The sequence below is a fragment of the Priestia sp. D51 genome (assembly GCF_053345675.1).
Genome location: NZ_JBLTIR010000001.1, coordinates 659,440 through 683,593, shown reverse-complemented (window position 1 = coordinate 683,593; position 24,154 = coordinate 659,440). Strand labels below are relative to the sequence as shown.

At 40.2% G+C, this 24,154-nt stretch carries 25 protein-coding genes; all 25 read right to left on the bottom strand.

The features are described from left to right. Positions 1-35: 35 nt before the first annotated feature. The 25 genes from dprA to sdaAB all read right to left on the bottom strand — a co-directional run bounded on the left by dprA (position 36) and on the right by sdaAB (position 24,015). On the bottom strand, positions 36-917 hold the full coding sequence (gene dprA / locus ACNHOZ_RS03610) for a DNA-processing protein DprA (RefSeq protein ID WP_033579776.1): 882 nt from the start codon (positions 915-917) through the stop codon (positions 36-38). Between the two features lie 63 nt (positions 918-980). Further along, positions 981-1,883, bottom strand: a complete 903-nt coding sequence (gene sucD / locus ACNHOZ_RS03605) for a succinate--CoA ligase subunit alpha (RefSeq protein WP_013058889.1) — start codon at positions 1,881-1,883, stop codon at positions 981-983. Positions 1,884-1,901: 18 nt separating this feature from the next. Further along, positions 1,902-3,062 carry an ADP-forming succinate--CoA ligase subunit beta gene (gene sucC / locus ACNHOZ_RS03600; protein ID WP_013058890.1) on the bottom strand — a complete coding sequence of 387 codons (1,161 nt, stop codon included), beginning with the start codon at positions 3,060-3,062 and terminating at the stop codon, positions 1,902-1,904. Between the two features lie 368 nt (positions 3,063-3,430). After that, positions 3,431-4,198: a ribonuclease HII gene (locus ACNHOZ_RS03595; RefSeq protein WP_048019844.1), complete on the bottom strand. Its 768-nt coding sequence runs from the start codon at positions 4,196-4,198 to the stop codon at positions 3,431-3,433. Between the two features lie 107 nt (positions 4,199-4,305). Next, positions 4,306-5,172, bottom strand: coding sequence for a ribosome biogenesis GTPase YlqF (gene ylqF / locus ACNHOZ_RS03590; RefSeq protein WP_025750333.1), 867 nt, complete (start codon positions 5,170-5,172; stop codon positions 4,306-4,308). A 21-nt stretch (positions 5,173-5,193) separates the two neighbouring features. Further along, the gene (lepB, locus tag ACNHOZ_RS03585) at positions 5,194-5,745 is read right to left on the bottom strand and encodes a signal peptidase I (protein ID WP_013058893.1); all 552 of its coding nucleotides are present in this window, start codon (positions 5,743-5,745) and stop codon (positions 5,194-5,196) included. Positions 5,746-5,921: 176 nt separating this feature from the next. Then, positions 5,922-6,266, bottom strand: coding sequence for a 50S ribosomal protein L19 (gene rplS / locus ACNHOZ_RS03580; RefSeq protein WP_013084808.1), 345 nt, complete (start codon positions 6,264-6,266; stop codon positions 5,922-5,924). A 161-nt stretch (positions 6,267-6,427) separates the two neighbouring features. Next, the gene (gene trmD / locus ACNHOZ_RS03575) at positions 6,428-7,168 is read right to left on the bottom strand and encodes a tRNA (guanosine(37)-N1)-methyltransferase TrmD (RefSeq protein ID WP_014458419.1); all 741 of its coding nucleotides are present in this window, start codon (positions 7,166-7,168) and stop codon (positions 6,428-6,430) included. Further along, the gene (rimM, locus tag ACNHOZ_RS03570; protein ID WP_028411442.1) at positions 7,168-7,680 is read right to left on the bottom strand and encodes a ribosome maturation factor RimM; all 513 of its coding nucleotides are present in this window, start codon (positions 7,678-7,680) and stop codon (positions 7,168-7,170) included. Before rimM ends, trmD begins: the two co-directional genes overlap by 1 nt. 12 nt (positions 7,681-7,692) lie before the next feature. Then, the gene (locus ACNHOZ_RS03565; RefSeq protein WP_013058897.1) at positions 7,693-8,076 is read right to left on the bottom strand and encodes a YlqD family protein; all 384 of its coding nucleotides are present in this window, start codon (positions 8,074-8,076) and stop codon (positions 7,693-7,695) included. Between the two features lie 151 nt (positions 8,077-8,227). Further along, positions 8,228-8,458 carry a KH domain-containing protein gene (locus tag ACNHOZ_RS03560; protein ID WP_013058898.1) on the bottom strand — a complete coding sequence of 77 codons (231 nt, stop codon included), beginning with the start codon at positions 8,456-8,458 and terminating at the stop codon, positions 8,228-8,230. Positions 8,459-8,469: 11 nt separating this feature from the next. Further along, a complete protein-coding gene (rpsP, locus tag ACNHOZ_RS03555; RefSeq protein WP_013058899.1) occupies positions 8,470-8,742 on the bottom strand; it encodes a 30S ribosomal protein S16 in 273 nt (90 codons plus the stop codon). Between the two features lie 137 nt (positions 8,743-8,879). Continuing rightward, positions 8,880-10,223, bottom strand: coding sequence for a signal recognition particle protein (gene ffh, locus ACNHOZ_RS03550; protein WP_028411443.1), 1,344 nt, complete (start codon positions 10,221-10,223; stop codon positions 8,880-8,882). 12 nt (positions 10,224-10,235) lie between these two features. Next, complete coding sequence (locus ACNHOZ_RS03545; protein WP_025750337.1) at positions 10,236-10,568, bottom strand: putative DNA-binding protein; 333 nt, start codon at positions 10,566-10,568, stop codon at positions 10,236-10,238. A 273-nt stretch (positions 10,569-10,841) separates the two neighbouring features. Continuing rightward, a complete protein-coding gene (gene ftsY, locus ACNHOZ_RS03540; RefSeq protein ID WP_013058902.1) occupies positions 10,842-11,840 on the bottom strand; it encodes a signal recognition particle-docking protein FtsY in 999 nt (332 codons plus the stop codon). A 25-nt stretch (positions 11,841-11,865) separates the two neighbouring features. After that, positions 11,866-15,426 (bottom strand): chromosome segregation protein SMC, encoded by a 3,561-nt coding sequence (gene smc / locus ACNHOZ_RS03535; protein ID WP_048019843.1) that lies wholly within the window; start codon positions 15,424-15,426, stop codon positions 11,866-11,868. A gap of 77 nt (positions 15,427-15,503) precedes the next feature. Then, positions 15,504-16,250 carry a ribonuclease III gene (gene rnc / locus ACNHOZ_RS03530; RefSeq protein ID WP_013058904.1) on the bottom strand — a complete coding sequence of 249 codons (747 nt, stop codon included), beginning with the start codon at positions 16,248-16,250 and terminating at the stop codon, positions 15,504-15,506. A 180-nt stretch (positions 16,251-16,430) separates the two neighbouring features. Next, positions 16,431-16,664 carry an acyl carrier protein gene (gene acpP, locus ACNHOZ_RS03525; protein WP_013058905.1) on the bottom strand — a complete coding sequence of 78 codons (234 nt, stop codon included), beginning with the start codon at positions 16,662-16,664 and terminating at the stop codon, positions 16,431-16,433. Between the two features lie 138 nt (positions 16,665-16,802). After that, entirely contained in the window at positions 16,803-17,543 is a 741-nt protein-coding gene (fabG, locus tag ACNHOZ_RS03520; RefSeq protein ID WP_013058906.1) for a 3-oxoacyl-[acyl-carrier-protein] reductase, read from the bottom strand. 1 nt (position 17,544) lies between these two features. Beyond that, the gene (fabD, locus tag ACNHOZ_RS03515; RefSeq protein WP_048019842.1) at positions 17,545-18,489 is read right to left on the bottom strand and encodes an ACP S-malonyltransferase; all 945 of its coding nucleotides are present in this window, start codon (positions 18,487-18,489) and stop codon (positions 17,545-17,547) included. Positions 18,490-18,492: 3 nt separating this feature from the next. Beyond that, positions 18,493-19,497, bottom strand: coding sequence for a phosphate acyltransferase PlsX (plsX, locus tag ACNHOZ_RS03510; RefSeq protein ID WP_048019841.1), 1,005 nt, complete (start codon positions 19,495-19,497; stop codon positions 18,493-18,495). A 20-nt stretch (positions 19,498-19,517) separates the two neighbouring features. After that, positions 19,518-20,081, bottom strand: coding sequence for a transcription factor FapR (fapR, locus tag ACNHOZ_RS03505; protein ID WP_013058909.1), 564 nt, complete (start codon positions 20,079-20,081; stop codon positions 19,518-19,520). 263 nt (positions 20,082-20,344) lie between these two features. Further along, on the bottom strand, positions 20,345-22,393 hold the full coding sequence (gene recG, locus ACNHOZ_RS03500; RefSeq protein ID WP_048019840.1) for an ATP-dependent DNA helicase RecG: 2,049 nt from the start codon (positions 22,391-22,393) through the stop codon (positions 20,345-20,347). Further along, positions 22,386-23,273: an L-serine ammonia-lyase, iron-sulfur-dependent, subunit alpha gene (sdaAA, locus tag ACNHOZ_RS03495; RefSeq protein ID WP_013084817.1), complete on the bottom strand. Its 888-nt coding sequence runs from the start codon at positions 23,271-23,273 to the stop codon at positions 22,386-22,388. The genes recG and sdaAA overlap by 8 nt, the downstream gene beginning before the upstream one ends. 79 nt (positions 23,274-23,352) lie before the next feature. After that, positions 23,353-24,015, bottom strand: a complete 663-nt coding sequence (gene sdaAB / locus ACNHOZ_RS03490) for an L-serine ammonia-lyase, iron-sulfur-dependent subunit beta (protein ID WP_028411448.1) — start codon at positions 24,013-24,015, stop codon at positions 23,353-23,355. Between the last annotated feature and the right edge of the window lie 139 nt (positions 24,016-24,154).

The following is a 24,154-nucleotide window of genomic DNA, read 5'->3' as shown; positions in this document are numbered from 1 at the left end:
TCATACCATGCAAGAATATGACTACTTTGAAACATTCATCTTATATACATCATTTCATCTGTAATATCAGCAGCGCTTTGCACAAGTTTTGCCCCTAATTGGATTAACTTATTCGTTCCACATGATGTTTCTTCAAAAATAGAACCCGGTATGGCAAATACTTCTCTTCCTTGCTGAAGCGCCTGGTCGGCGGTAATAAAAGATCCACTTCTTTCTTTTGCTTGCACCACCAACGTGCCTCCTGTTAATCCGCTAATGATTCTGTTTCTGCGAGGGAAAAACCATTTCGTCGGCTTCATAAACGGGGCATATTCAGAAAGCAGCAAATGATGCTGCGCAATTTCTCTTGCTAAATTTTGGTTTCCTCTTGGGTAAATATTATAAAACCCTCCGCCTAAAACTGCAATCGTTTTAGCTTTTTCAGCGATAGCCAGTTCATGAGCAGCCTGGTCAATTCCTAAGGCTAGCCCACTCACAACGACAAATTCTTCATGCAGCATCGGCTTAACAATACGAGTTAAAGCTGCAGTTCCATATGAAGTAGGATTTCTTGTTCCTACAACGCTTAAGCTTGCCGGAGCGTGTAAAAGAGACAAGTTCCCCCTTGCAAATAATACCCAAGGCGGATCATAAATATGGCGCAAAAGTTCAGGATATTCATCATCTAAGATGGTGACACATCGAATATTCTCAGCGTCATATTTATCTAGAATATCTCGTATTGGAATAGTTTGCAAATCTTTTTTTATTTGATTAGCACGTTCAATCGAGAGAGTCAATAGTTTTTGAAGCTGTGATGGAGAGTACTCGTAGAGATTTTGTAATGAAGAATTCTGTTGAAGTAGCGTAAAAATTTGTTTCCAATTAACAGATGGACAATGTGCTAAATGAATTAATTTTTCCCGTAAACCAGACATTCTACAATCTCCTTTTTAAATGGACAAAATAGCCCCCGGTCAAAGGAGGCTATATGTCTTCTATTAATGAGTCTTACACTGCTCGTAAATGCCTTGTTCTTTTAACACTTTAATAAGTGTTTCTCCCATAACAGATGGTGTTTCAGCTACTTGGATACCGCACTCATTCATTGTTTTAATTTTTTCAGACGCTGTCCCTTTACCACCTGAAATAATCGCACCAGCATGGCCCATACGTTTTCCTGGAGGCGCTGTTTGACCGCCAATGAAGCCGACAACAGGTTTTGTCATATTTGCTTTTACCCATTCTGCCGCTTCTTCTTCTGCTGTACCGCCGATTTCTCCAATCATAATTACTGCATACGTATCTTCATCTTCATTAAACGCTTTTAATACATCGATAAAGTTCGTGCCATTCACCGGGTCACCGCCGATACCAACAGCTGTTGATTGGCCAATTCCAGCTTCAGAAAGTTGGTGAACAGCTTCATATGTTAATGTACCAGAACGCGAAACTACACCTACATGACCTTTTTTGTGAATGTACCCTGGCATAATGCCAATTTTACATTCTTCCGGTGTAATAACACCTGGGCAGTTAGGCCCTACAAGACGCGTACGTTTTCCTTCCATATAACGCTTTACTTTTACCATATCTAATACTGGAATACCTTCTGTAATACAAATAACTAAATCTAAATCTGCGTCAACTGCTTCAATAATGGAGTCAGCTGCGAATGCTGGTGGAACATATACAACAGAAGCCGTTGCGCCTGTTTTTTCTTTCGCCTCGGCAACCGTATTAAATACCGGAACACCTTCTACTTCTAAGCCGCCTTTACCCGGCGTTACGCCACCAACAATTTTTGTTCCATATTCTAACATTTGCTGTGTATGAAAAAGGCCAACTCCGCCTGTAATTCCTTGTACAATTACTTTTGTATCTTGATTAATAAATACGCTCATTCCTATCCCCCAGCCTTTCTATTTCACTAGTGAAACGATTTTTTGTGCGCCGTCTGCCATAGATTCAGCAGCTGTGATATTTAAGCCTGATTTTTGTAAAATTTCTTTTCCAAGTTCAACGTTTGTTCCTTCTAAGCGAACAACTAATGGAAGGCTTAATCCAACTTGTTTTGTTGCTTCAACAACACCTGTTGCAATAACATCACATTTCATAATTCCGCCGAAAATATTAACGAAAATACCTTTTACATTTTGGTCAGATAAAATAATTTTAAATGCTTCTGTTACTTTTTCAGCAGTTGCGCCGCCCCCAACATCCAGGAAGTTAGCAGGGTCGCCTCCGTAATGCTTAATAATATCCATCGTTGCCATCGCTAAACCTGCACCGTTTACCATACAACCGATATTACCGTCTAGTGAAATGTAGCTTAAGTCGTATTTAGATGCTTCAATTTCTTTAGCATCTTCCTCTTCAAGGTCACGATATTCAAGAATATCTTTTTGGCGATACAGCGCATTTGAATCAAAGTTTAACTTCGCATCCAATGCCATAACGTCTCCGTCACCTGTTACAACTAGAGGGTTAATCTCTGCAATTGAGCAGTCTTTTTCAACAAATACTGTATATAAACCTGTCATGAATTTAACTGCTTTTCCAACTAATTCTTTTGGAATATTAATATTAAATGCAAGTCTGCGAGCTTGGAATGCTTGTAAACCAATCGCAGGATCTACATATTCTTTAAAGATTTTTTCAGGCGTTTTTTCCGCCACTTCTTCAATTTCAGTTCCACCTTCTTCAGAACCCATCAATACAACTTGAGACGTTGCACGATCAAGAACTAAACCGATGTAGTATTCTTTCTTAATATCGCATCCCTCTTCAACTAACAAGCGCTTAACTTCTTTTCCTTCAGGGCCTGTTTGGTGCGTTACGAGGGTCTTTCCTAAAATATCTTGTGCATATGTACGAACTTCATCTAAGTTTTTTGCTACTTTGACACCGCCCGCTTTACCGCGTCCACCAGCATGGATTTGTGCTTTCACCACTGATACTTGTGAACCTAATTCCTTTGCTGCTTCAACTGCTTCTTCAACAGTAAAAGCTACTCGACCGTTTGGTACTGCAACCCCATATTTTCTGAGTAGTTCTTTTCCTTGATACTCATGGATATTCATTTCCCATCCTCCTAACATAATCAACCACAAAACTATACTGCACAAAATAGACTGCGCTTTCATTGTATAAAAATAATTGTCTAATTGTCTACTATTCTAGTGAAAAATATTGAAATAATAAGAAAATTGATATTTTTATGGAGATAGTACTTAACCATACCTTATGAAGTAGATGAGGCTCTGCGGACGTTAAACGTGTGGTTGATCATGTAAATCAACCTTCATAACTAAAGCAGACTGAGAGGAAAATAATTTACGAATTTTTCCCGCTGCAATATCTCCGCTTACATAGGCTATATTCTTTTTAAGCCTAGAATCTCGCATTGAAACATGCGCTAAAAAGCAGAGATATGCTCGGGTATCATGTTCTAGTTTACTTGGTTTTTTATCGGTGCAAAAGATCGGCGGTGTTCTGGCAAAATTCCATATTGTTCGATTGCTTCTAAATGTTGTTTTGTTCCATATCCCATATGTTTTTCGAATCCGTATGCAGGATAGCGTTCACCAAGTTCTTTCATCATTCGATCTCGCGTCACTTTTGCAATAACAGAACTTGCAGCAATTGAAATGCTTGTAGCATCGCCTTTAATGATTGACTGCTGCGAAATAGGCACCGGCAGCTTCATCGCATCAATGAGCAGTTCATCAGGCTGAACTGCCAGCAGTTCAATGGCTTCAGTCATTGCCTTTTTTGTTGCTTCGTAAATATTAATAGAATCAATGACCTCTGCGTCTATAATCCCTATACCGATAGCGACAGCTTTTTTACAAATTTCTTCATAAAACGCTTCTCGCTTTGCTTCTGATAACTTCTTTGAATCCGTCAGACCAGGGAGAAAAAAATCGGGAGGCAAAATAACAGCAGCCGCTACTACCGGTCCTGCTAACGGTCCTCTTCCTACTTCGTCTACTCCGGCAATATAAGTTGCTCCTTGCCTATATAATTCATTTTCATATGCCATCATTTCATCAAACTGTTGCTTCAAGCGCTCAGCCGCTTCAAATTGCCTTTGTTTTTGAATAATAACCTGCTGCACACCTTTACGCTCATCTTGCGCATATGCCTTAAATACAGCATCTTCCGGGCTTCTCACTTGCTTTAGTTCCTCTTTTATTTCCTTAATACTCTTTTTCATTAGCTCCACCTTCTTTATATCAACATTTTCACGCGGCACTTTCACATAAAAAACGCCTCATGCTGAAAAGGCAGAGGCGTTTTTTGCTTCAGTTCGCAATGTGTTGCTTACAGCTGTTGTTCAGCTTCACTTGGATCATCAAATGTAAAGGTGCCAATTTTATCCGTTCGAATTTCTCGAAGAACAAGCTCAGCTGTTTTATCGTAATCCACCATGCCGCCACCCATTAAACAGCCGCGGCGCGACCCAATTGCATCAAAAAGCTCTACAATGTCTTCAGGGATTTCATTTAAATCATAACGCTGCTTTAATTGTTCTGGGTAATGGCTAGTTAAGAAGCGCAGCGCATAAACAGCGACATCTTGCATATTTAAAATGGTATCTTTGATAGCACCCGTTGTCGCAAGCTTATATCCAACTGTTTCATCTTCAAACTTAGGCCACAAAATACCTGGCGTATCAAGCAGCTCTAGCTCGTTTCCTACCTTAATCCACTGCTGTGCCTGCGTCACACCTGGACGATCTCCCGTCTTGGCGATTTTTTTGCTGGCAAGGCGATTAATTAGCGTTGATTTACCGACGTTAGGAATCCCTACAATCATCGCACGGATAGCGCGGGGTTTTTTAACTCCTTTTGCGCGCATGCGGTCAAACTTCTCTTGAAGAAGTTCTTTAGAAGACGAAACAATTTGTTTCATTCCTTTACCTGCTTGTGCGTCAATAGCTAAGGCATAAATACCTTGTTCTTTGTAATAATCTAACCACTGCTGAGTGACGCGCGGATCCGCTTTGTCCACTTTATTCAACAATACGATTCTGGGCTTGTTCACAATAATCTCATCAATCATTGGATTTCGCGATGATTGCGGAATGCGTGCATCAACCAGTTCGTATACAATATCAATCAATTTTAGCTTTTCAGTTACTTGTCTTCTGGCCTTGGCCATATGGCCAGGAAACCATTGAATTGTCATATTTTACTCACCTTTTATATTTTACTTTGCAAAACGCGCTTCTTTAATCGGCCAGTATACGGCACTCGTTTTACCAAGCACCTTGTCCATGCTCACAAAGCCAATCTGACGGCTGTCTTTACTGTAGCGTCGATTGTCTCCCATCACGAACAAATAGCCTTCTGGCACGGTCTTTTTACCCGTTACGTCTTCTAGTTTAAAATCTTCGGTTAAATTACCGTCAATCACTTCTTTTTTATACTGATCTAAATAGGGCTCTTTATAAGCTTTTCCATTTACATATAGCGTATCATTTCGATACTCAATATGATCACCCGGCAGTCCGATAATACGTTTTATGTAATCTTTTTCCGCTGTAGCATGAAAAACAATAATATCAAAGCGATCAGGATCACCAATCTTATAGGAGAACTTATTTACAATCATTCGATTTTGGTCATGCAGCGTAGGCATCATAGAAAGTCCATCTACTACAATCGGTGCAAACAAAAAATAGCGAATTACAACAGCTAACAGTACGGCAATGGCGATTGCTTTTATCCATTCCCACAGTTCATTTTTCTTTCGAGCCATCTTCAGTCCTCCAACTCTTATGTCATACCTTTATTTTAAACGATAATGTTTGAAACGCCTAATAAATAGAATAAAAAAATGATGACTTGTACGTCTATTTTTCACTGTCAGAGAACGAATCGTTCTAAAAAAACATTTGAAAAAAGGAGCTTGTATAAACAAGCTCCCCTTTACTATTATCGAATTTCTTTAATACGCGCAGCTTTACCACGTAATTCACGTAGGTAATAAAGTTTCGCACGGCGTACTTTACCGCGGCGCATTACTTCGATTTTTGCAATTTTTGGCGTATGAAGTGGGAATGTACGCTCTACACCTACACCGTAAGAAATCTTACGTACTGTAAATGTTTCGCTGATACCACCGCCACGACGCTTAATAACAACACCTTCAAATACCTGAACACGTTCACGAGTACCCTCAACGATATTTACGTGTACACGTACAGTATCACCAGGACGGAACGTAGGAAGATCTGTTTTTAATTGTTCTTTTGTAATCTCTTCGATTAATTTTTGCATCGCGTGTTTCAACTCCTTCCAACAGACGCTCATACCAATGCTTTTCAATCATTGCAGCGGAACATCGTTATAGGTGACCAGACATCTGCCCAAGCCACAAAATCTATCTTAGCACACTCTTATACCGTATGCAACAGAGTTTATGCATAAATTTTATGGATTTATGAAAGGTTGTTTTCCTCTTTTAATTGAGCTACTAGTTTCTTTTGCTCTTCCGTTAGCTCCATCTTTTCAAGCATGTCCGGTCTTCGAAGCAACGTGCGCTTTAAAGACTCTTTTTGGCGCCACTGTTCAATTTTTTTATGATTTCCTGACATAAGTACTTCAGGAACTGTTAAGCCTCTAAAATCAGCAGGACGCGTATAGTGGGGGTGCTCTAGTAAACCTGTACTGTGTGAGTCTTGCACAGCTGAATGATTATTGCCAAGGACATCAGGAAGCAGGCGAACAACGCTATCGATCACAACCATTGCACCAAGCTCTCCTCCAGTTAATACATAGTCACCAATTGAAATTTCATCAGTTACCAGCTGCTCACGAATTCGTTCATCATATCCTTCGTAATGACCGCAAATAAAAATTAAATGCTCTTCTGCTGCTAGTTCTTCTGCTTTTGCCTGTGTATAGCGTTCGCCCTGCGGACAAAGCAAAACTACCCGGGGCTTCTTAGCTGTTTCAGTCAGCTTTTCTACAGCGTCAAAAATAGGCTGAGGTGTCAATACCATTCCAGCACCTCCGCCGTAAGGATAATCGTCCACATTTTGATGTTTGTTCGTAGAATATTCTCGGAAATTAACTACATTCAGTTCAACCGCATTTTTTTCCTGTGCTTTTTTCAAAATTGATTCACCAAAAACACCGTCAAACATAGAAGGAAATAGCGATAGTACATCAATTTTCATTAGTCCAATAACCCTTCCATTACTGTAATAACAATCTCTTTTTCCTCTATATCAATAGATTGTACAACGTCGTCGATGTAAGGAATAAGAACTTCTTTTCCGCCTTTTTTAACGACCCACACATCATTAGCTCCCGGCGTTAAAATTTCTTTGACCGTTCCTACCTCTACTCCGTCTTCTGTTTTTACTGTACACCCAATAATTTCGTGGAAATAAAATTCACCGTCTTCTAAATCCGTTAGCTGCTCCTCAGGAATTTTCACTTCGCAGTTTTTGTACTGCTCAACATCATTTACGTTGTGATAGCCTTCGAATGTAAGCAGATCAAAATTTTTATGCCTGCGATGGCTTGCTACCGTTACTTCCACTGGCTCGCTTTGCTTTTCTTTAAAGATATAAAGTTTATTTCCTTTTTCATAGCGCTCATCAGCAAAATCCGTAGTTGATACAATACGAATTTCTCCTTTTACACCATGGGTATTCACAATTTTTCCAACCTTAAACCATTTCATTCTTCTTCACCTCTATCTAATCTCAACAACTTTGCTATCTTTTATAATAATTGTTTTACTTTCTTTTATCTTTTCCCAATCATCGCCGATTTTTACCTCTACTAAGGCATCTAGTTCCGTTTCAACGAGTTCGCTCCCTAAAGGAAGCTTTTCTAATTGCGTCAGCTGAAAGTTCAACACTTCAATTTTTTCAAGGCGAGCGGATTTTTCTTTTTCAAATTGACTATGTAATAAAGAAGAACCTTTATTGGCTTTTTCCATGTGCTTTAACTGAAATTTCAGCTGTTCCATTTCTTTTTCAAGCGCCTGCTTGCGGTTTATAAAACGATTTTCAAGATCTTGTTTGCTTGCTTCAGTTAACACTTGTTTCACAACCACTTTTTGAATAATGTTCAAAACGTTCCCTCCGCCCTCAAGATAGTGACCTTGTGCTTTTTACATGCGTATTGAAATAGCTGCTTCTTGCTCGCAAAAGACTTACTGTGATCAAAACGTTCATCTTATCATAACATAAAAAAAGGGCGAGGTTATCCCTCTCCCTTTTTGATTACTCTTGAATTTTCACATACACTTTTTTACCTTGCTGTGATGCTGCTGCATTCACAACAGTTCGAATCGCTTTTGCAACGCGGCCTTGTTTGCCGATTACTTTGCCGACATCTTCTTGGTGAACAGTAAGGATGTAAGTCACTTGACGTTCATCTTCTTGTTCCTCCACTTTAACATCAGCTGGATAATCAACAAGCGGCTTTACAATTGTTTCGATTAGTGATGTCATCTCGAGTGAAATTATTTTCCTAATTTAGCATTATGGAATTTTTCCATGATGCCTTCGTTAGAGAAAAGGTTACGAACTGTATCAGATGGTTTAGCACCATTTTGTAACCATTTAAGAGCTAGCTCTTCATCGATTTTAACTTCAGCTGGTTGAACTACAGGATTGTAAGTTCCAACTACTTCGATGTAACGTCCATCACGTGGTGAACGAGAGTCTGCTGCTACGATACGATAGAAAGGAGATTTTTTAGCTCCCATACGTTTTAAACGAATTTTTACTGCCATTTTATAAAGCACCTCCGAATATGTTTCAACAAGATAATATAATATCAAATAGGTAAAATGTTTGTAAAGGTTTTTTTCTTAACACTAGAAAAATATTTTATTTTCTTTGGTTTTTTCAGTTCAAATCAAGCATTTTATCATGAAAAGAATGGAAGTTTCATACCCTTTTTCTTGCCTTTTGACATATTTGTCATTTGTTTCATCATTTTTTTCATGTCTTCAAATTGTTTAAGCAAACGGTTGACTTCTTGTACAGAACGCCCGCTTCCTTTTGCAATACGCTTTCTTCGACTTGAATTAATGATTTCAGGGTTTGTTTTTTCCGCTTTCGTCATCGAACGAATGATTGCTTCTACATGATTAATTTGCTTTTCATCAACCTGCAGGTTTTTGAGCCCCTTTACTTTATTGGCGCCCGGAAGCATACCAATTAGCTCATCAAGCGGTCCCATTTGACGCACCTGAGCAAGTTGATCTAAAAAGTCATCGAATGTAAATGACTGCGTGCGCAGCTTAGCTTCAAGCTCTTTTGCCTTTTCAGCATCTACATTTGCCTGAGCCTTTTCGATAAGCGTCAGCACATCACCCATACCTAAGATACGGGAAGCCATACGCTCTGGGTGGAATGCTTCAATAGCATCCATCTTTTCTCCAAGACCGACAAACTTAATTGGTGTATCAGTTACTGCACGAATAGAAAGCGCTGCACCACCGCGCGTATCGCCGTCTAGTTTCGTTAATACAACGCCAGTTAATCCTAATTGCTTATTAAAGCTATCCGCAACGTTTACTGCATCTTGACCCGTCATCGCATCGACAACAAGGAAAATTTCGTCTGGGTTAGAAAGCTCTTTGATCTGTTCTAACTCCTCCATTAGATTTTCATCAACATGCAAACGTCCCGCTGTATCAATTAATACATAATCGTGATGCTCTTCTTTCGCATGAGCAATAGCTTGTTTCGCAATCTCCACAGGACTTACTTGATCACCTAATGAAAAAACAGACATGCTAAGCTGTTTCCCTAGTGTTTCAAGCTGTTTAATAGCTGCCGGACGATAAATATCTGCTGCTACAAGCAATGGATTACGGTTATATTTTTTACGTAATAAATTGGCAAGTTTACCAGTTGTTGTTGTTTTACCTGCACCTTGAAGTCCAACCATCATAATTACAGTTGGAGCTTTTGGAGCTACTGCAATCTTGCTTTGCTCTCCGCCCATAAGTGCAGTTAATTCTTCTTGTACAACCTTAATAACTTGCTGTCCAGGCGTTAAGCTCTTAAGAACGTCTTGACCTACAGCACGTTCGCTTACGCGCTTAACAAAGTCTTTTACTACTTTAAAGTTTACATCGGCTTCTAAAAGGGCAAGTCTAACTTCACGCATCATTTCTTTAACATCAGCTTCGTTAACTTTTCCTTTTCCTTTTAACTTTTGCAGTGTGCTTTGCAAACGGTCGGCTAATCCTTCAAATGCCATATACGCCGCCCCCTAATCTAATTTCTCGAGCGAATCAAGAAGAGAAGAAAGCTTACTGTTCTTGTGTAAGTCGGCTGCAAGTTCGTCTTTCAGTTGTTGAACAATTGATTGACGCTCTTGAAACCGTTGAAATAACAATAGCTTTTCCTCATATTGTTCAAGCATTTGCTCTGTACGTTTTATATTATCATAAACTGCTTGACGACTCACATCAAATTCTTCCGCTATTTCACCGAGGGAATAATCATCCAAGTAATAAAGTGACATATAACTTCTTTGTTTGGGCGTCAACAGCGCCTGATAGAAGTCAAATAAGTAATTCATTCTTGTTGTTTTCTCGAGCATATGTACGCTCTTTTCAACCATCTGACCGCCCCCTTGTTAAGTGAAAAGCCTTTACATGTTATTAGTTTAACTAGGCGAGGTTTGAATGTCAAGTTTTTTCCTTAACACCTCACATTTTTCCACTTAAAAGAGATGGAAACATAACTAAATTACTTCAATTTAAAGACGAATAAATATGAAACCTGCGTCCACCCTACTAATAAAAAGATCCGAACGATTAATCGTTCGGATCTTCCTTCAACGAAGATACTTTTATCCCAGCCTCTTTTTAGATTACGCCTCTTTTTCTGTTTCTTCTTCTACAGCATTGGCAAATAACCCATAGATATATTGCTCCGTGTCAAACGGCTGAAGGTCGTCTACTTTTTCTCCAAGGCCAACGAATTTAACAGGAAGCTTCAGTTCGTTTCGAATGGCAAGAACAATTCCGCCTTTAGCCGTACCATCTAGTTTTGTTAACACAATTCCAGTCACGTTCGTTGCTTCTGAGAATGTTTTAGCCTGACTTAAAGCGTTTTGACCCGTCGTCGCATCAAGTACGAGAAGCACTTCATGCGGAGCACCAGGAATTTCTCGCTCAATAACACGCTTTACTTTCTCTAATTCTTTCATTAAATTCACTTTGTTTTGAAGGCGACCTGCTGTATCACATAATAAAACATCTGCTTTTCGAGCCTTGGCTGACTGAACAGCGTCATACATGACAGCGGCAGGGTCAGAGCCTGCAGATTGCTTAATAACATCAACACCAACGCGTTCTCCCCATACTTCTAACTGCTCAATCGCACCGGCACGGAACGTATCTCCTGCCGCCATTACGACTTTTTTGCCTTCTTGTTTGAATTTATGTGCAATTTTCCCAATTGTTGTTGTTTTCCCAACGCCGTTTACCCCTACAAACAAAATAACCGTTAAATCATTTTGCTGCATATTTAATTCACCAATCTGCTCTTCACCAGATTCATAAATATCAATTAATTTCTCAGAGATGACAGCCTGTACATCTTGAGGGTCCTTAATATTACGGCGTTTCACTTCCGATTTTAAGTCATCAATTAAATCCAACACGGTAGCCACACCAACATCAGCACTGATTAAAATTTCCTCTAATTCCTCAAAAAACTCTTCGTCTACTTGACGATAGCGAGACACTAGATCATTCACACGTTCCGAAAAAGAATTGCGTGTTTTTGATAGTCCATCTTTAAATTTTTGTGTAACAGAATCCGTTTGCATTGTAATTTTTTCTTTTAATTTCTTAAAAAAGCTCATTCGTACCACCCTTTCATTCTATGAGTTAAACATATTGCTTTGATTCTTCTAAACGAACAGAGACTAATTTCGATACGCCAGATTCTTGCATTGTCACACCGTACAGTACGTCAGCTTCTTCCATTGTACCTTTTCGGTGAGTAATAACAATGAACTGTGTTTGATTACTAAATTTGCGTAAATACGTAGCGAAGCGATGAACGTTCGCTTCATCAAGCGCCGCTTCCACTTCATCTAGCACACAAAACGGCACCGGACGTACTTTCAAAATAGAAAACAGGAGGGCAATGGCTGTTAACGAACGCTCGCCGCCTGACAGCAACCCTAGATTCTGCAGTTTTTTCCCAGGAGGCTGGGCAACAATTTCCACCCCTGTATTTAATAAATCTTTCGGATCTGTTAATTTCAAATCCGCTTTTCCTCCTCCGAATAGTGAAGAGAACACTGTACCAAATTCATTGCGGATACGAGAGAACGTATCAGAAAAACGTTTCTTCATTTCCTCGTCCATTTCTTCAATCACTTGATACAGGGTATTTTTCGCTTCGTCGAGGTCAGCTCGCTGCGTATTTAAAAATTCATAGCGCTCTGAAACGCGTTCGTATTGTTCGATAGAACCTAAGTTTACGGTTCCTAATTCATCAATTGCCAGCTTAATGAGCTTGATTTTTTTCCTTGCTTCTTGAATATCTAATGTTAAAGGATACTTTTCTTTTGCTGCTTCAAAGCTAATTTCGTACTCTTCTGTCAGCTGCTGGAGACGGCTGTCTAGCTCTACGTCAATTCGATTGATTTTGACTTCTTCATCTTTTAAAGCATCCGTAATTTGTTTGTACTGACGCTGGAGCTCTTTTACAACCCTTTCTTCGTCTTCAAGCTTATTCTGGGCTTTCAACCGCTCTGATCTGCAGTCATCCATTAATTTTAACGTTTCTGTCTTTTCTTTTATTCGCTCATGCGCCGCTTCTTCGAGCTGAAGTTCACCCGAGTCGTTGCTCGTGATTTCACTCGTTAAAAGAGAAAGATCATCTGTAGCTTCAGACAAACGCTGAATGGTTTGATCAAGCTCAAAGCACACTCTTTCGTATTTTTCTTGCTGATTTGTGAGGAACTGTTCTTTTTTCGCAAGAAGCACTTTTACTTCTGTAAGCTCATGTTGAACCGTTTCTTTAGACGTTTGCTGTGTATGCTTGCGTGCAGCTAACTCTTCAATGTTTTTCTCTAATACATTTGCCTGCTGCTGATTTCCCTGCAAACTCGCATGCAGCTCATCAATTCGAGCGGACAAGCTTGTTTGATCTTGTCTAAAGCTAGCAATATCATGATCATACATGGTTAAGCGGTCATTCACTGCTTTTTCTTCGATGTCAATTTGCTTTACTTCTCGGTCAGATTCCTGCTCTTTGTCTTTCAAGCGTTCCACAAATGCCTGCTGTTTATTAATTTCCTGTTGAAGCTCTTCAATCTGTGACTTTTTATCTTTCACATCTTGCTCGAGCACAAGCGTCTTTTGTTCCATCTCTTCTATTTTTGCCGTAATGGCTTCCACTTCACGCTGACGGCCTAACAAAGAGTTGGACTTTTGCTTCATTGAACCGCCTGTCATCGAACCACCGGGGTTGACCACATCCCCTTTAACGGTCACAAAACGATAGCGATGCTGCACAAGGCGGGCAAGTTCATTCGCGCCTTTTAAATCATTGACAACAATAACGGTTCCAAGCAAATTTTTAATAACTCGGTCGTAGGTAGCTTCGTATTTAACAAGAGATGAAGCGATTCCTACATACGCTTCGTGACTCTCTAGCATAGAAATAGTTTGAGCCGGAACATAACGGTCTTTTACAGACGTCAGTGGTAAAAATGTAGCTCTGCCGTAACCGTTTTGTTTCAAAAAGCCAATTGCCTGACGGGCACTTTGTTCGTCTTGAACGACAATGTGCTGAGCTGCTCCTCCAAGCGCAATTTCAAGCGCTGTTTCATACTCTTTTGGGACATTAATTAGCTCAGCAATGGCACCTTTAATACCTGCAAGCTTCCCATCACGCGCTTTTAATACTTCTTTTACACCGTGAAAATAACCTTCATAGTCTTCTTGCATCTCTTCAAGCATTTCTTTTCGTGATTTTGTCTGTTGCACGTACTGATAAGCTTGATAAAGCGTAGACTCTTGTTTACGATAGGCTTGCCTTAATGACTCAAGCTTCTCTCCTTGCTGCTTATACACTTGTACAGCCTGCTGAAGCTCTTGACGAAACTGAGCGAGCCTTTTAATCGCCGCTTCTTTTCGCTGCGTTAATTCACGGCGCTGTTCGACGTATTGCTCGTTGGATTTTGTTAAGCGCTGCTCTTTTTCAAACGTTTGCATTTTTTGCTGCTCTAAAAATGAAATTTCATTTCGAGCGGATGTTTGAGCGTTCGCTAATTCAAAATATTCGCTTTTCATCTGTTCAAGTTTTTCTTCTAGATTCTCACTGTACTGCCTAAACAACTGTTCCTGCTCAGCAAGCTTCAAACGTATCTCTTGCACTTCTTTTTGAGATTGCTCAAGATCTTTTCCTTCGCTGTCTTTTGCTTTACTTAGCTCTTGATGCTTATGAGTATACTCTTTTACTAAACGTTCCAGCTGCTCTTTATTTTGAAAAGCATTTTTCTTACGCTCTTTTAATACTTCTTTTTTGCCTTCTAGCTTTTCTACTTCTTCACTTACATATAGTAGTTTTTTATGTAAAGAGTCTAGCTGTTCATCGATTTGCTGAATATGCGAACGAAGGGTCTGGATTTCTCCTTCACGCGTGCGAATATTGGTCGCGAGAGATTCTTCAAGCTGCTCGTGCTGAGCCATTTCAGCTTTTAATTTTTCCCATTTCTGATGAAGATCTTCAACTTCAAATACCGTAACAGCCACATCAATGTGCTCTAATTCTTCTTTTTTCTGCAAATAATCTTTTGCAATAGACGATTGAATCTGTAAAGGCTCTAACTGACCTTCAATTTCATGAAGAATATCTACTACTCGATTTAAATTTTCTTGCGTTTCGAGAAGCCGAAGCTCCGCTTTTCGTTTACGCGTTTTGTATTTTAATACACCTGCTGCTTCTTCAAAAATTTTACGGCGCTCGTCAGATTTACTGCTTAGTACTTCTTCTACTTTTCCTTGACTGATAATCGAAAAAGCTTCTCTTCCAAGTCCTGAGTCCATAAATAAATCGACAATATCTTTTAAACGGCACGGCTGGTTGTTAATAAAAAATTCACTGTCTCCTGAGCGGTACACGCGCCTTGTAATACTAACTTCATGATAATCAAGCGGGAGAAACTGGTCATCATTTTCCAACGTCAGCGTTACGTCAGCCACGTTTACCGCACGGCGTGATTCGCTTCCTGCAAAAATAATGTCCTCCATTTTCCCTCCACGAAGCGATTTGGCTGACTGTTCTCCAAGCACCCAGCGTATAGCATCCGTAATGTTGCTTTTTCCGCTCCCATTCGGTCCTACTACCGCCGTTACACCTGGCACAAAATCTATCGATACTTTTTCTGCAAACGATTTGAACCCTGCAATATCTAATCGTTTGAGGAACATAGAAATCCCCCCTCACACATGTAATCTTTTCATAGCAAATCCCCCTTTATAACGAATGCGTTAAGAGGGGGATCATTTTATTTCGTTTGACTTGCTCTAATTTTCGTAATAGCTACTTGAGCTGCTTTTTGCTCTGCTTCTTTTTTCGAACGGCCTACACCAACGCCGAGCTCTTCACCATTTAACGATACGCGAGATAAGAATTCGCGATTATGCGCTGGACCTTTTTCTTGCAAAACTTTGTATTCTAATTGTCCAACTCCATCACGTTGAATCACTTCTTGAAGCTGGCTTTTGAAATCCATCACATGAGAAAAAGCACCTTCATTAATTTTTGGAAAGACAACTTTTTTTAGAATCGTTACTACCGTATCAAGCCCTTGGTCTAAATAAAGAGCTCCGATAAATGCTTCAAACACATCGGCCAGTAAAGCCGGTCTAGATCGGCCGCCCGTCATCTCTTCACCTTTTCCAAGTAACACTAGTTTACCAAAATCCATTTCATTTGCAAAAGTAACAAGCGACGGTTCGCACACAACTGCTGCACGAAGCTTCGTTAACTCACCTTCACTCATCGTTGGATACTTTTTAAATAAAAATTGTGATACGGTTAGCTCTAATACGGCATCTCCTAAAAACTCAAGACGCTCGTTGTCTTCATACGGTCTTCTGCGATGCTCATTCACATAGGATGAATGTGTAAATGCTTGAAAAAGAAGCGCTTCATTTGTAAACTGAATACCAATTTCCTTTTGAAACTCGGCAAAATTTTGCTTGAATTTCACGTTCATCTTTCGATCTCGATTTGAATATTGTTTAGGCATAAAATACCTCCGCTTACCTGCTTCAATTGTTTCGTAGTTTTTCCCTACCATCTCTCATTATAAAACGAGGTATCCTAAAAGATACACTACCTTTTCAAAAAAAGAGGTCTTTTTTTGAAATTCTTAAAAAGAAGAGAAAGCCCCGCTGTTTAACGGGGCTTTTCATACATATACTACAGATTAAATTTGGCTCTGTATGTAATTAACTGCATCTCCTACAGTTGAAATTTTTTCAGCTTCTTCGTCAGAAATTTCGATATCGAATTCCTCTTCAAGCTCCATTACAAATTCAACTACGTCTAGAGAGTCAGCACCTAAGTCTTCTTTGAAACTAGATTCTAGTTTCACTTCACTTTTGTCTACACCAAGACGATCAACAATGATTGTTGTTACGCGTTCTAGTACCTCTGCCATTGTTCTTCACCTCCCCTCAAGTCATTATAGATGATTTCCATCTAAAATACTATGGTTGAATAATAAAGTTTATCGGTCGCCTAGTAAACGTCCCTTTGTACTTTATCACCAAATTGCACTTTTCGTAAAGTGCCTTTTTTACATCACCATTCCGCCGTCAACGTGAATCGTTTGACCGGTAATATAACGGCTTGCATCTGATGCTAAAAACGCAACTGCGTTCGCAACATCCTCAGGCTGGCCAAAACTTGCAAGAGGAATTTGCTTTAACATTTCCGCCTGAACTTCTTCATTCAATTTATCCGTCATGTCTGTTGCAATGAAACCAGGAGCAACTGCATTCACTGTAATATTGCGGCTTGCTAATTCTTTGGCAGTTGTTTTTGTTAAACCAATCACGCCTGATTTTGCTGCTACATAATTTGCTTGTCCAGCATTACCGCTGACGCCGACAATTGATGAAATGTTAATGATGCGTCCTGCGCGCTGCTTCATCATTTGACGAGTAACCGCTTTTGTACACAAAAACACGCCTTTTAAGTTTGTATTAATAACATCATCCCATTCGTCTTCTTTCATACGCATAAGAAGATTATCACGTGTGATGCCCGCGTTGTTTACTAAAATATCTACTGAACCAAATGTAGAAATCGCTTCTTTTATCATTGCTTGTACAGAATCACTTTCTGCCACATTTGCTTGTACAGCAATTGCATCCGTTCCTAGTCCTTTAATTTCATCCACAACTTCAAGAGCTTTCGCTTCGCTTCCAGAATAGTTTACAACTACTTTAGCACCAAGCTTTCCCAGCTCAATTGCAACGGCACGACCAATTCCGCGAGAAGCGCCTGTTACAACTGCAACTTTCCCTTGTAACATGTTATTCTCCCCCTTTTAGTGCGTCAATCGTTGATTTTAATGATGTAAGATCATTAACAGCGTAAACAGCCGCACGGCGATTTACTTTTTTCACAAGACCTGATAATACTTTTCCTGGTCCAATTTCAACAAATGTATCTACACCTTCTGCAAGAAGTGTCTCAACTGTTTCTTCCCATCTCACTGGAGAATACAGTTGTTCCACTAGCTTGTTTTGAATATCTTGACTGTCAGTAACCGGCTTTGCTGTTACGTTTGCTATGACTGGAACTTTCGCATCGCTAAAGCCCACTGTTTCTAGCGTATCACGTAATTTTTCAGCAGCTGGCTTCATTAAACTAGAGTGAAACGGACCGCTTACCACTAGAGGAATCACGCGTTTTGCACCTTTTTCTTTGGCAAGAGCTCCTGCTTTTTCTACGCCATTTACCGTACCTGAAATAACAATTTGACCCGGACAGTTAATATTTGCAAGCTGAACAGCTTCGCCTTCGTTTGTAATTTGAGCGGTAACGGCTTCTAGATCTTCCGCAGACATGCCAAGCACTGCTGCCATTGTACCTTGACCTGCTGGTACAGCTTCGTCCATATAGCGACCTCTTTTGTGAACAGCCACAACAGCATCTCTAAACGATAAAACCTCAGCAGCCACAAGCGCACTGTATTCTCCTAGACTGTGACCCGCAACAAAATCGGGTGTAATTCCGCTCGTTTTAAACGCTTCAAGCAGCATTGTACTCGTTGTTAAAAGAGCAGGTTGAGCGTGATAAGTTAAAGTCAATTCTTCTTGAGGCCCTTCAAAAATAATGTTTGAAAGACTGAACCCTAAAGCTTCGTCAGCTGTATGAATCAGCTTTCTTGCTTCCTCTGTTTCATCATATAAATCTTTTCCCATACCAACAGTTTGTGACCCTTGGCCTGGAAAGATAAAAGCAATTTTCCCCATTTCTTATCTCTCCTTTTCTTCATTAGCAGTTTGTTCGATTGCTTTTTGAATAGTGGAAGACACATTGTTTTCCACCATATTCACTGCTTGCTTAATCGCGCTAAATACTGCATTCGCATCCGACGAACCGTGCGCTTTGATAACAGGCGCATGCAATCCAAACAGCCCTGCTCCTCCATATTCACTGTAATCCATTTTCGCTTTTAAACCCTGCAGCTGAGGCTTGAGTACCGCTGCGGCTAACTTGCTTTTTAACGTGCTCATTAATTCTTGTTTAATCATTGAAAACAAGGAAAGCGCCGTTCCCTCAATGCTCTTAAGAGTCATATTTCCTGTAAAACCATCTGTTACAACCACATCGGCTACGCCGTTTAGCAAATCACGAGATTCCACGTTGCCTACAAAATTGAGATCAGCGTTTTTTAGTAGCTGAAAAGCTTGTTTGGTTAAGTCATTTCCTTTTTTATCTTCAGTTCCAATGTTCAACAGTCCCACTCTAGGAGCTTGAATGCCGCGTACTTTTTCGGCATACACCGACCCCATCACAGCGTACTGGAGCAAATGTTCAGGCTTGGCATCAACGTTTGCACCAACGTCTAGCATTAAAAAGCCTTTTCCATCTAGTGTCGGAAGCGTCGGAGCAAGTGCTGGACGTTCAATGCCTTTGATGCGACCTACAATAAAAAGTCCCGCTGTCATTAACGCACCTGTGTTTCCTGCTGAAATACAAGCATCAGCACGACCTTCGGCTACTTCATTTGCCATTAATACCATAGATGCTTGTTTTTTACGGCGCACAGCTCGCACTGGCTCATCAGTTGCATCAATGGTTTCTTCTGTATGAATAATCGAAATACGATCTGGATTCGTTAAATGCTTTTTTATTTCTGATTCGTTTCCAATTAACGTAATATGTAATTCTTTAAATTGAGCAGTAGCTTTTTCTACACCTTCAATAATGGCTTTCGGTGCATGATCTCCGCCCATTGCATCAATAGCTAGTTTCATGTTGCGTCTCATCCTTTTTATTATTTATCCTTTGTAGAACGATACATTTTAAAAGTGCCAGAGAACACTTGCTCTTGCCCTACATAGCTGTTTACCTCAACGGTGGTTCGCACTTCACTAGTTGACAGAACTTTCGCTTTTGCTATCACTCGTTCATGAAGCTTAACAGGGCGATGATAACGGATCGACGCATCTGCTGTGAGCGCTAGTTCGTTGTTAATAACAGCGACAGCTAACGAATTAGCCTGCGCAAAAAGGTGGTGACCACGAGCGATTTGATTACGCTGAAACACATGCTCTGTTTTCACATCAAAAATAGATATCGCTGATTGATCTAGTTCAATGTCGATAACTTCTCCAATGACTTCTTCAATCGGAAGCGAACGCACTTCCTCGTCTAGTTGTTTTGAAGCTACATGCTTAATACGTTCTCGCAGTTCAGGAATCGACAACTCTAGGCGGTCTAATCGAATTGTTTGAACGCTCACTGAAAAACGGTCTGCTAGTTCTTCATCCGTAATAAATGGGTTTTCTTCAATTGTCGTTTTTAATAGCTGCTGTCTTTCTTTTTTACTGCGCTTCATTGTCCACCATCCGAACTTTTAATACTAGGTACTAATAGCAGTATATAATCATTGCCTTCTAATTGCAACATTTTTCACATGCTATATTCTGTGCATCACACTATGGATATTCATGACTATTAACAGCCGCTAAAAGTATCTACATACATGAAACCGACGTTCACCCTACCAATGAAAAAATCCGAACGAGTTGGATTCTTCATCAAGAATCTCGATTCATCGTTCGGATTTCCCTTCAACTAAACTACTTTCAGCCTCTTTTACTAATCAAATTTTTCTCCAGTTAATACGCCCGTTGCTTCTAATTGTATTCTCAGCAGCGCAAACTGCTCTTCTGTCCAAAAACTGTCGGAATTTACAAGCTTAGCAGCATCTTCTCGAGCTACTTCAAGCGCACGGTAATCGTGCACCATGTCTGCTACTTTAAACTCAGGCATCCCGCTTTGTTTTCTACCAAAGAAATCACCAGGCCCACGAAGCTCTAAGTCTCTTTCTGATAATACAAATCCATCGTTTGTTTCCGTCATAATGGTCATTCGTTCTTTTCCAACTTCTGATTTCGGATCCGCGAGTAGAATACAATATGACTGTGCATCTCCTCGTCCTACGCGTCCTCTTAGCTGATGAAGCTGAGATAACCCAAAGCGCTCTGCATCATAAATGACCATTACGGTTGCATTCGGAACGTTCACTCCTACTTCTACAACCGTTGTTGATACTAAAATCTGCACGTCATTTACGCTAAACTGTTTCATCACTTCTTCTTTTTCATCAGGTGACAATCTTCCGTGCATGAGACCAACGCTTGCTTTTCCATTAAAATAGTGAGTGAGTGTTGCATGCACATCAATTGCATTTTGAACATCCAGCTTGTCCGATTCTTCAATCAACGGACAAATAACATAAGCTTGTCTGCCATCGTGTATTTCTTTTTCAACGAAATGTAAAATACGTTCAAGCATATCATGTTTTACCCAGTACGTTTCAATAGCCTTACGTCCTGCTGGCATTTCATCAATAATGGACACATCCATTTCTCCAAACACCGTAATAGCAAGGGTTCTTGGAATAGGAGTCGCCGTCATAAACAGTACATCCGGACTTTCTCCTTTTTCACGTAAAACCCGGCGCTGTCCAACTCCAAAGCGGTGCTGTTCATCCGTAATGACGAGCCCTAAACTATTATATATAACTTCGTCTTGAATTAAGGCATGTGTACCTACTAATACATGAACATCTCCGTCGCTCACTCGCTGAAGCAGCTCTCTTCTTGCTTTTCCTTTAACAGACCCTGTTAGCAAGCCTACGCTGATGCCTACCTTTTCAAGCATCGCAGTTAATGACTCTGCATGCTGTTCAGCTAAAATTTCAGTCGGTACCATTAAAGCACCTTGATGTCCCGCTAAAACAGTGGCGTATAAAGCAACCGCTGCTACGACTGTTTTACCTGACCCTACATCACCTTGCAGCAAGCGATTCATGCGATAAGGCGATTTCATATCGTGCGTAATTTCGTTTACTACACGTTTTTGAGCGCTTGTTAACGGAAACGGCAGCAAGTTCGTGAAGTTTACCAGCTCAGTTGAATCAAATGCTTGCTTCATTCCAGGCGTTTCTTCTCTTTCGCGCTTTCTCAGCGCCTGCATTTTTAATTGAAAAAGCAGAAATTCTTCATAGACAAATCGACGTCTCGCTTGTTTTAAATCTTCATGATCACGAGGTAAGTGAATACTTCTAACCGCTTCTTCACGCGTTACTAGTTTGTACCTAGAACGAATAGAGGCCGGGAGCATATCCTGAATGCTGCTGCCATAATTCTTCAACGCAAGAGAGACGAACTTCCGCATTCCTTTGACCGTTAAGCTGCCTTTAACTGAGTAAACAGGCTCAATCGTTTGATTTTTAACAAACGGAGAAAATTGAAGCTCCTGCAAGTTAATCGTTTGCCGATGCTGATCCCATTTCCCTGTAACCGTAACAGTTTGATCGATTTCTAACTTTGATTTATAGTAAGGGCGATTAAAACAAGTAACCGTAATCAAATAGCGGTTTACTAGCAGCCGAAACGTAAGGCGCGAACGTTTTTTGCCGTAATACGTAAGCGAGGGGACGCTGTGAACCTTTCCTTCTACGGTGACCTTTTCGTCGTGCTTTGCTTCAGCCAAATCTTTTAACTCATAATCTTCATAGCGGTATGGGAAATGTTCTAACAAGTCATGCACACTGTGAATATGCATATCCTCTAATGCTTGTGCTGTTTCATCTCCAATACCTTTAATGGTTTTAATTGAAATAGTTGTTAGTTCATTCACTTTTATTTAATGCAATACCAAAGATCTTCGCTTCAAGCTCGCGACCTGTTGGTGTTGCCGCTAAGCCTCCTTGTGCAGTTTCTCGTAATGCAACCGGCATTGTTTGACCAATTTTATACATAGCATCAATGACTTCATCACATGGAATACGACTTGTAATGCCTGCTAAGGCCATATCTGCTGCAATCATTGCATTCGCCGCTCCCATTGCGTTTCGTTTCACACATGGAACTTCTACTAGCCCCGCTACTGGGTCACATACTAATCCTAGCATATTTTTGAGAGTAATTGCCATTGCTTCAGCTGCCTGACTAGGTGTACCTCCTGCCATTTCAACGATCGCTGCAGCTGCCATACCTGAAGCTGAACCAACTTCTGCTTGACATCCGCCTGCTGCTCCTGAAATAGACGCATTATTGGCTACAACAAACCCAAAAGCACCTGATGTAAATAAAAATTCAATCATTTCTTTACGAGTGGGATTTAGCTTATGTTGCACTGCAAACAGCGTTCCTGGCACTACCCCTGCAGATCCAGCAGTAGGCGTTGCACAGATTGTACCCATTGCCGCATTTACTTCGTTTGTCGCTACAGCTTTGCTAACTGCATCTAAAATTAAATTTCCAGATAAAGATTTTCCGCTTTGAATATAGTTTTGAAGCAGCACTGCATCCCCGCCTGTTAAACCTGTAACAGACTGTACCCCTTTTAAACCGCGTTCAACCGCTTCTTCCATAACCGTTAAGTTCCGGTCCATTTTTTCCATGATTTCTTCACGAGTAACTCCCGTGATATCTATTTCCTGTTGAATCATAATCTCTGCAATTTTTACATTTTGACTTTCTGCTAATTCTACTAGTTCTGCTACATTTCGAAACATAGTAACCTCCGCTATTATTCTGTCTTATTTTCACTTTAGAACCATATATAATTATTCGATTTATTCTCCCAGGCCTTTCCTATTCAACCATTCTTGTTACTTGAATAATGTGAGGCAATGTTTTTAACTCTTCAATTACATCATCTTCAATATTCGTATCCATTTCAATTGCCATAAGCGCTACTTCGCCGCGCTCTTTGCGAGATACTTCCATATGTCCGATATTAATTGAATGTTTCATCAAAATATTTGTAACGGTCGCAATGGCACCAAATCGATCATTATGCACAACGAGAATAGCTGGATTCATGCCTGATAAATTTAATTCAAATCCGTTAAGTTCCGTAATTTGAATTTTTCCTCCGCCAATTGAAATTCCAACAACTTCAATTTCCTTTAATCCGTCGCTCATTTTGATGCGAGCAGTATTCGGATGGTCTGTGATTGCCGCTTCCTCAACAAATGTGACGTCAATTCCTTCTTTTTTAGCCAAGTCCAAAGACTCCGGAATACGCTGATCGAATGTATCAAAATCTAAAATACCGCCAATCAACGCTACGTCTGTTCCGTGCCCTTTATACGTTTGAGCAAAAGAACCGTACAATGAAACCACAACTTTTGTGGGCTGCTTACCAAAGAGTGTTCGGGCAACGCGTCCAATACGCGCTGCACCAGCCGTATGTGAACTAGATGGTCCAATCATTACCGGACCAATAATATCGAAGACAGATTTATATTTCATAAGGATTTTCCCCCTGCTATTTAGACATTGTTATTACTTATATGTTACTTGAGCTTTTGACTTTTTGGAAGCTTTGTTTCACGCTCTTAAAAAATTTAAAAATTCTCATTTTTATTAGAGATTCACGCACAAAAAAAGC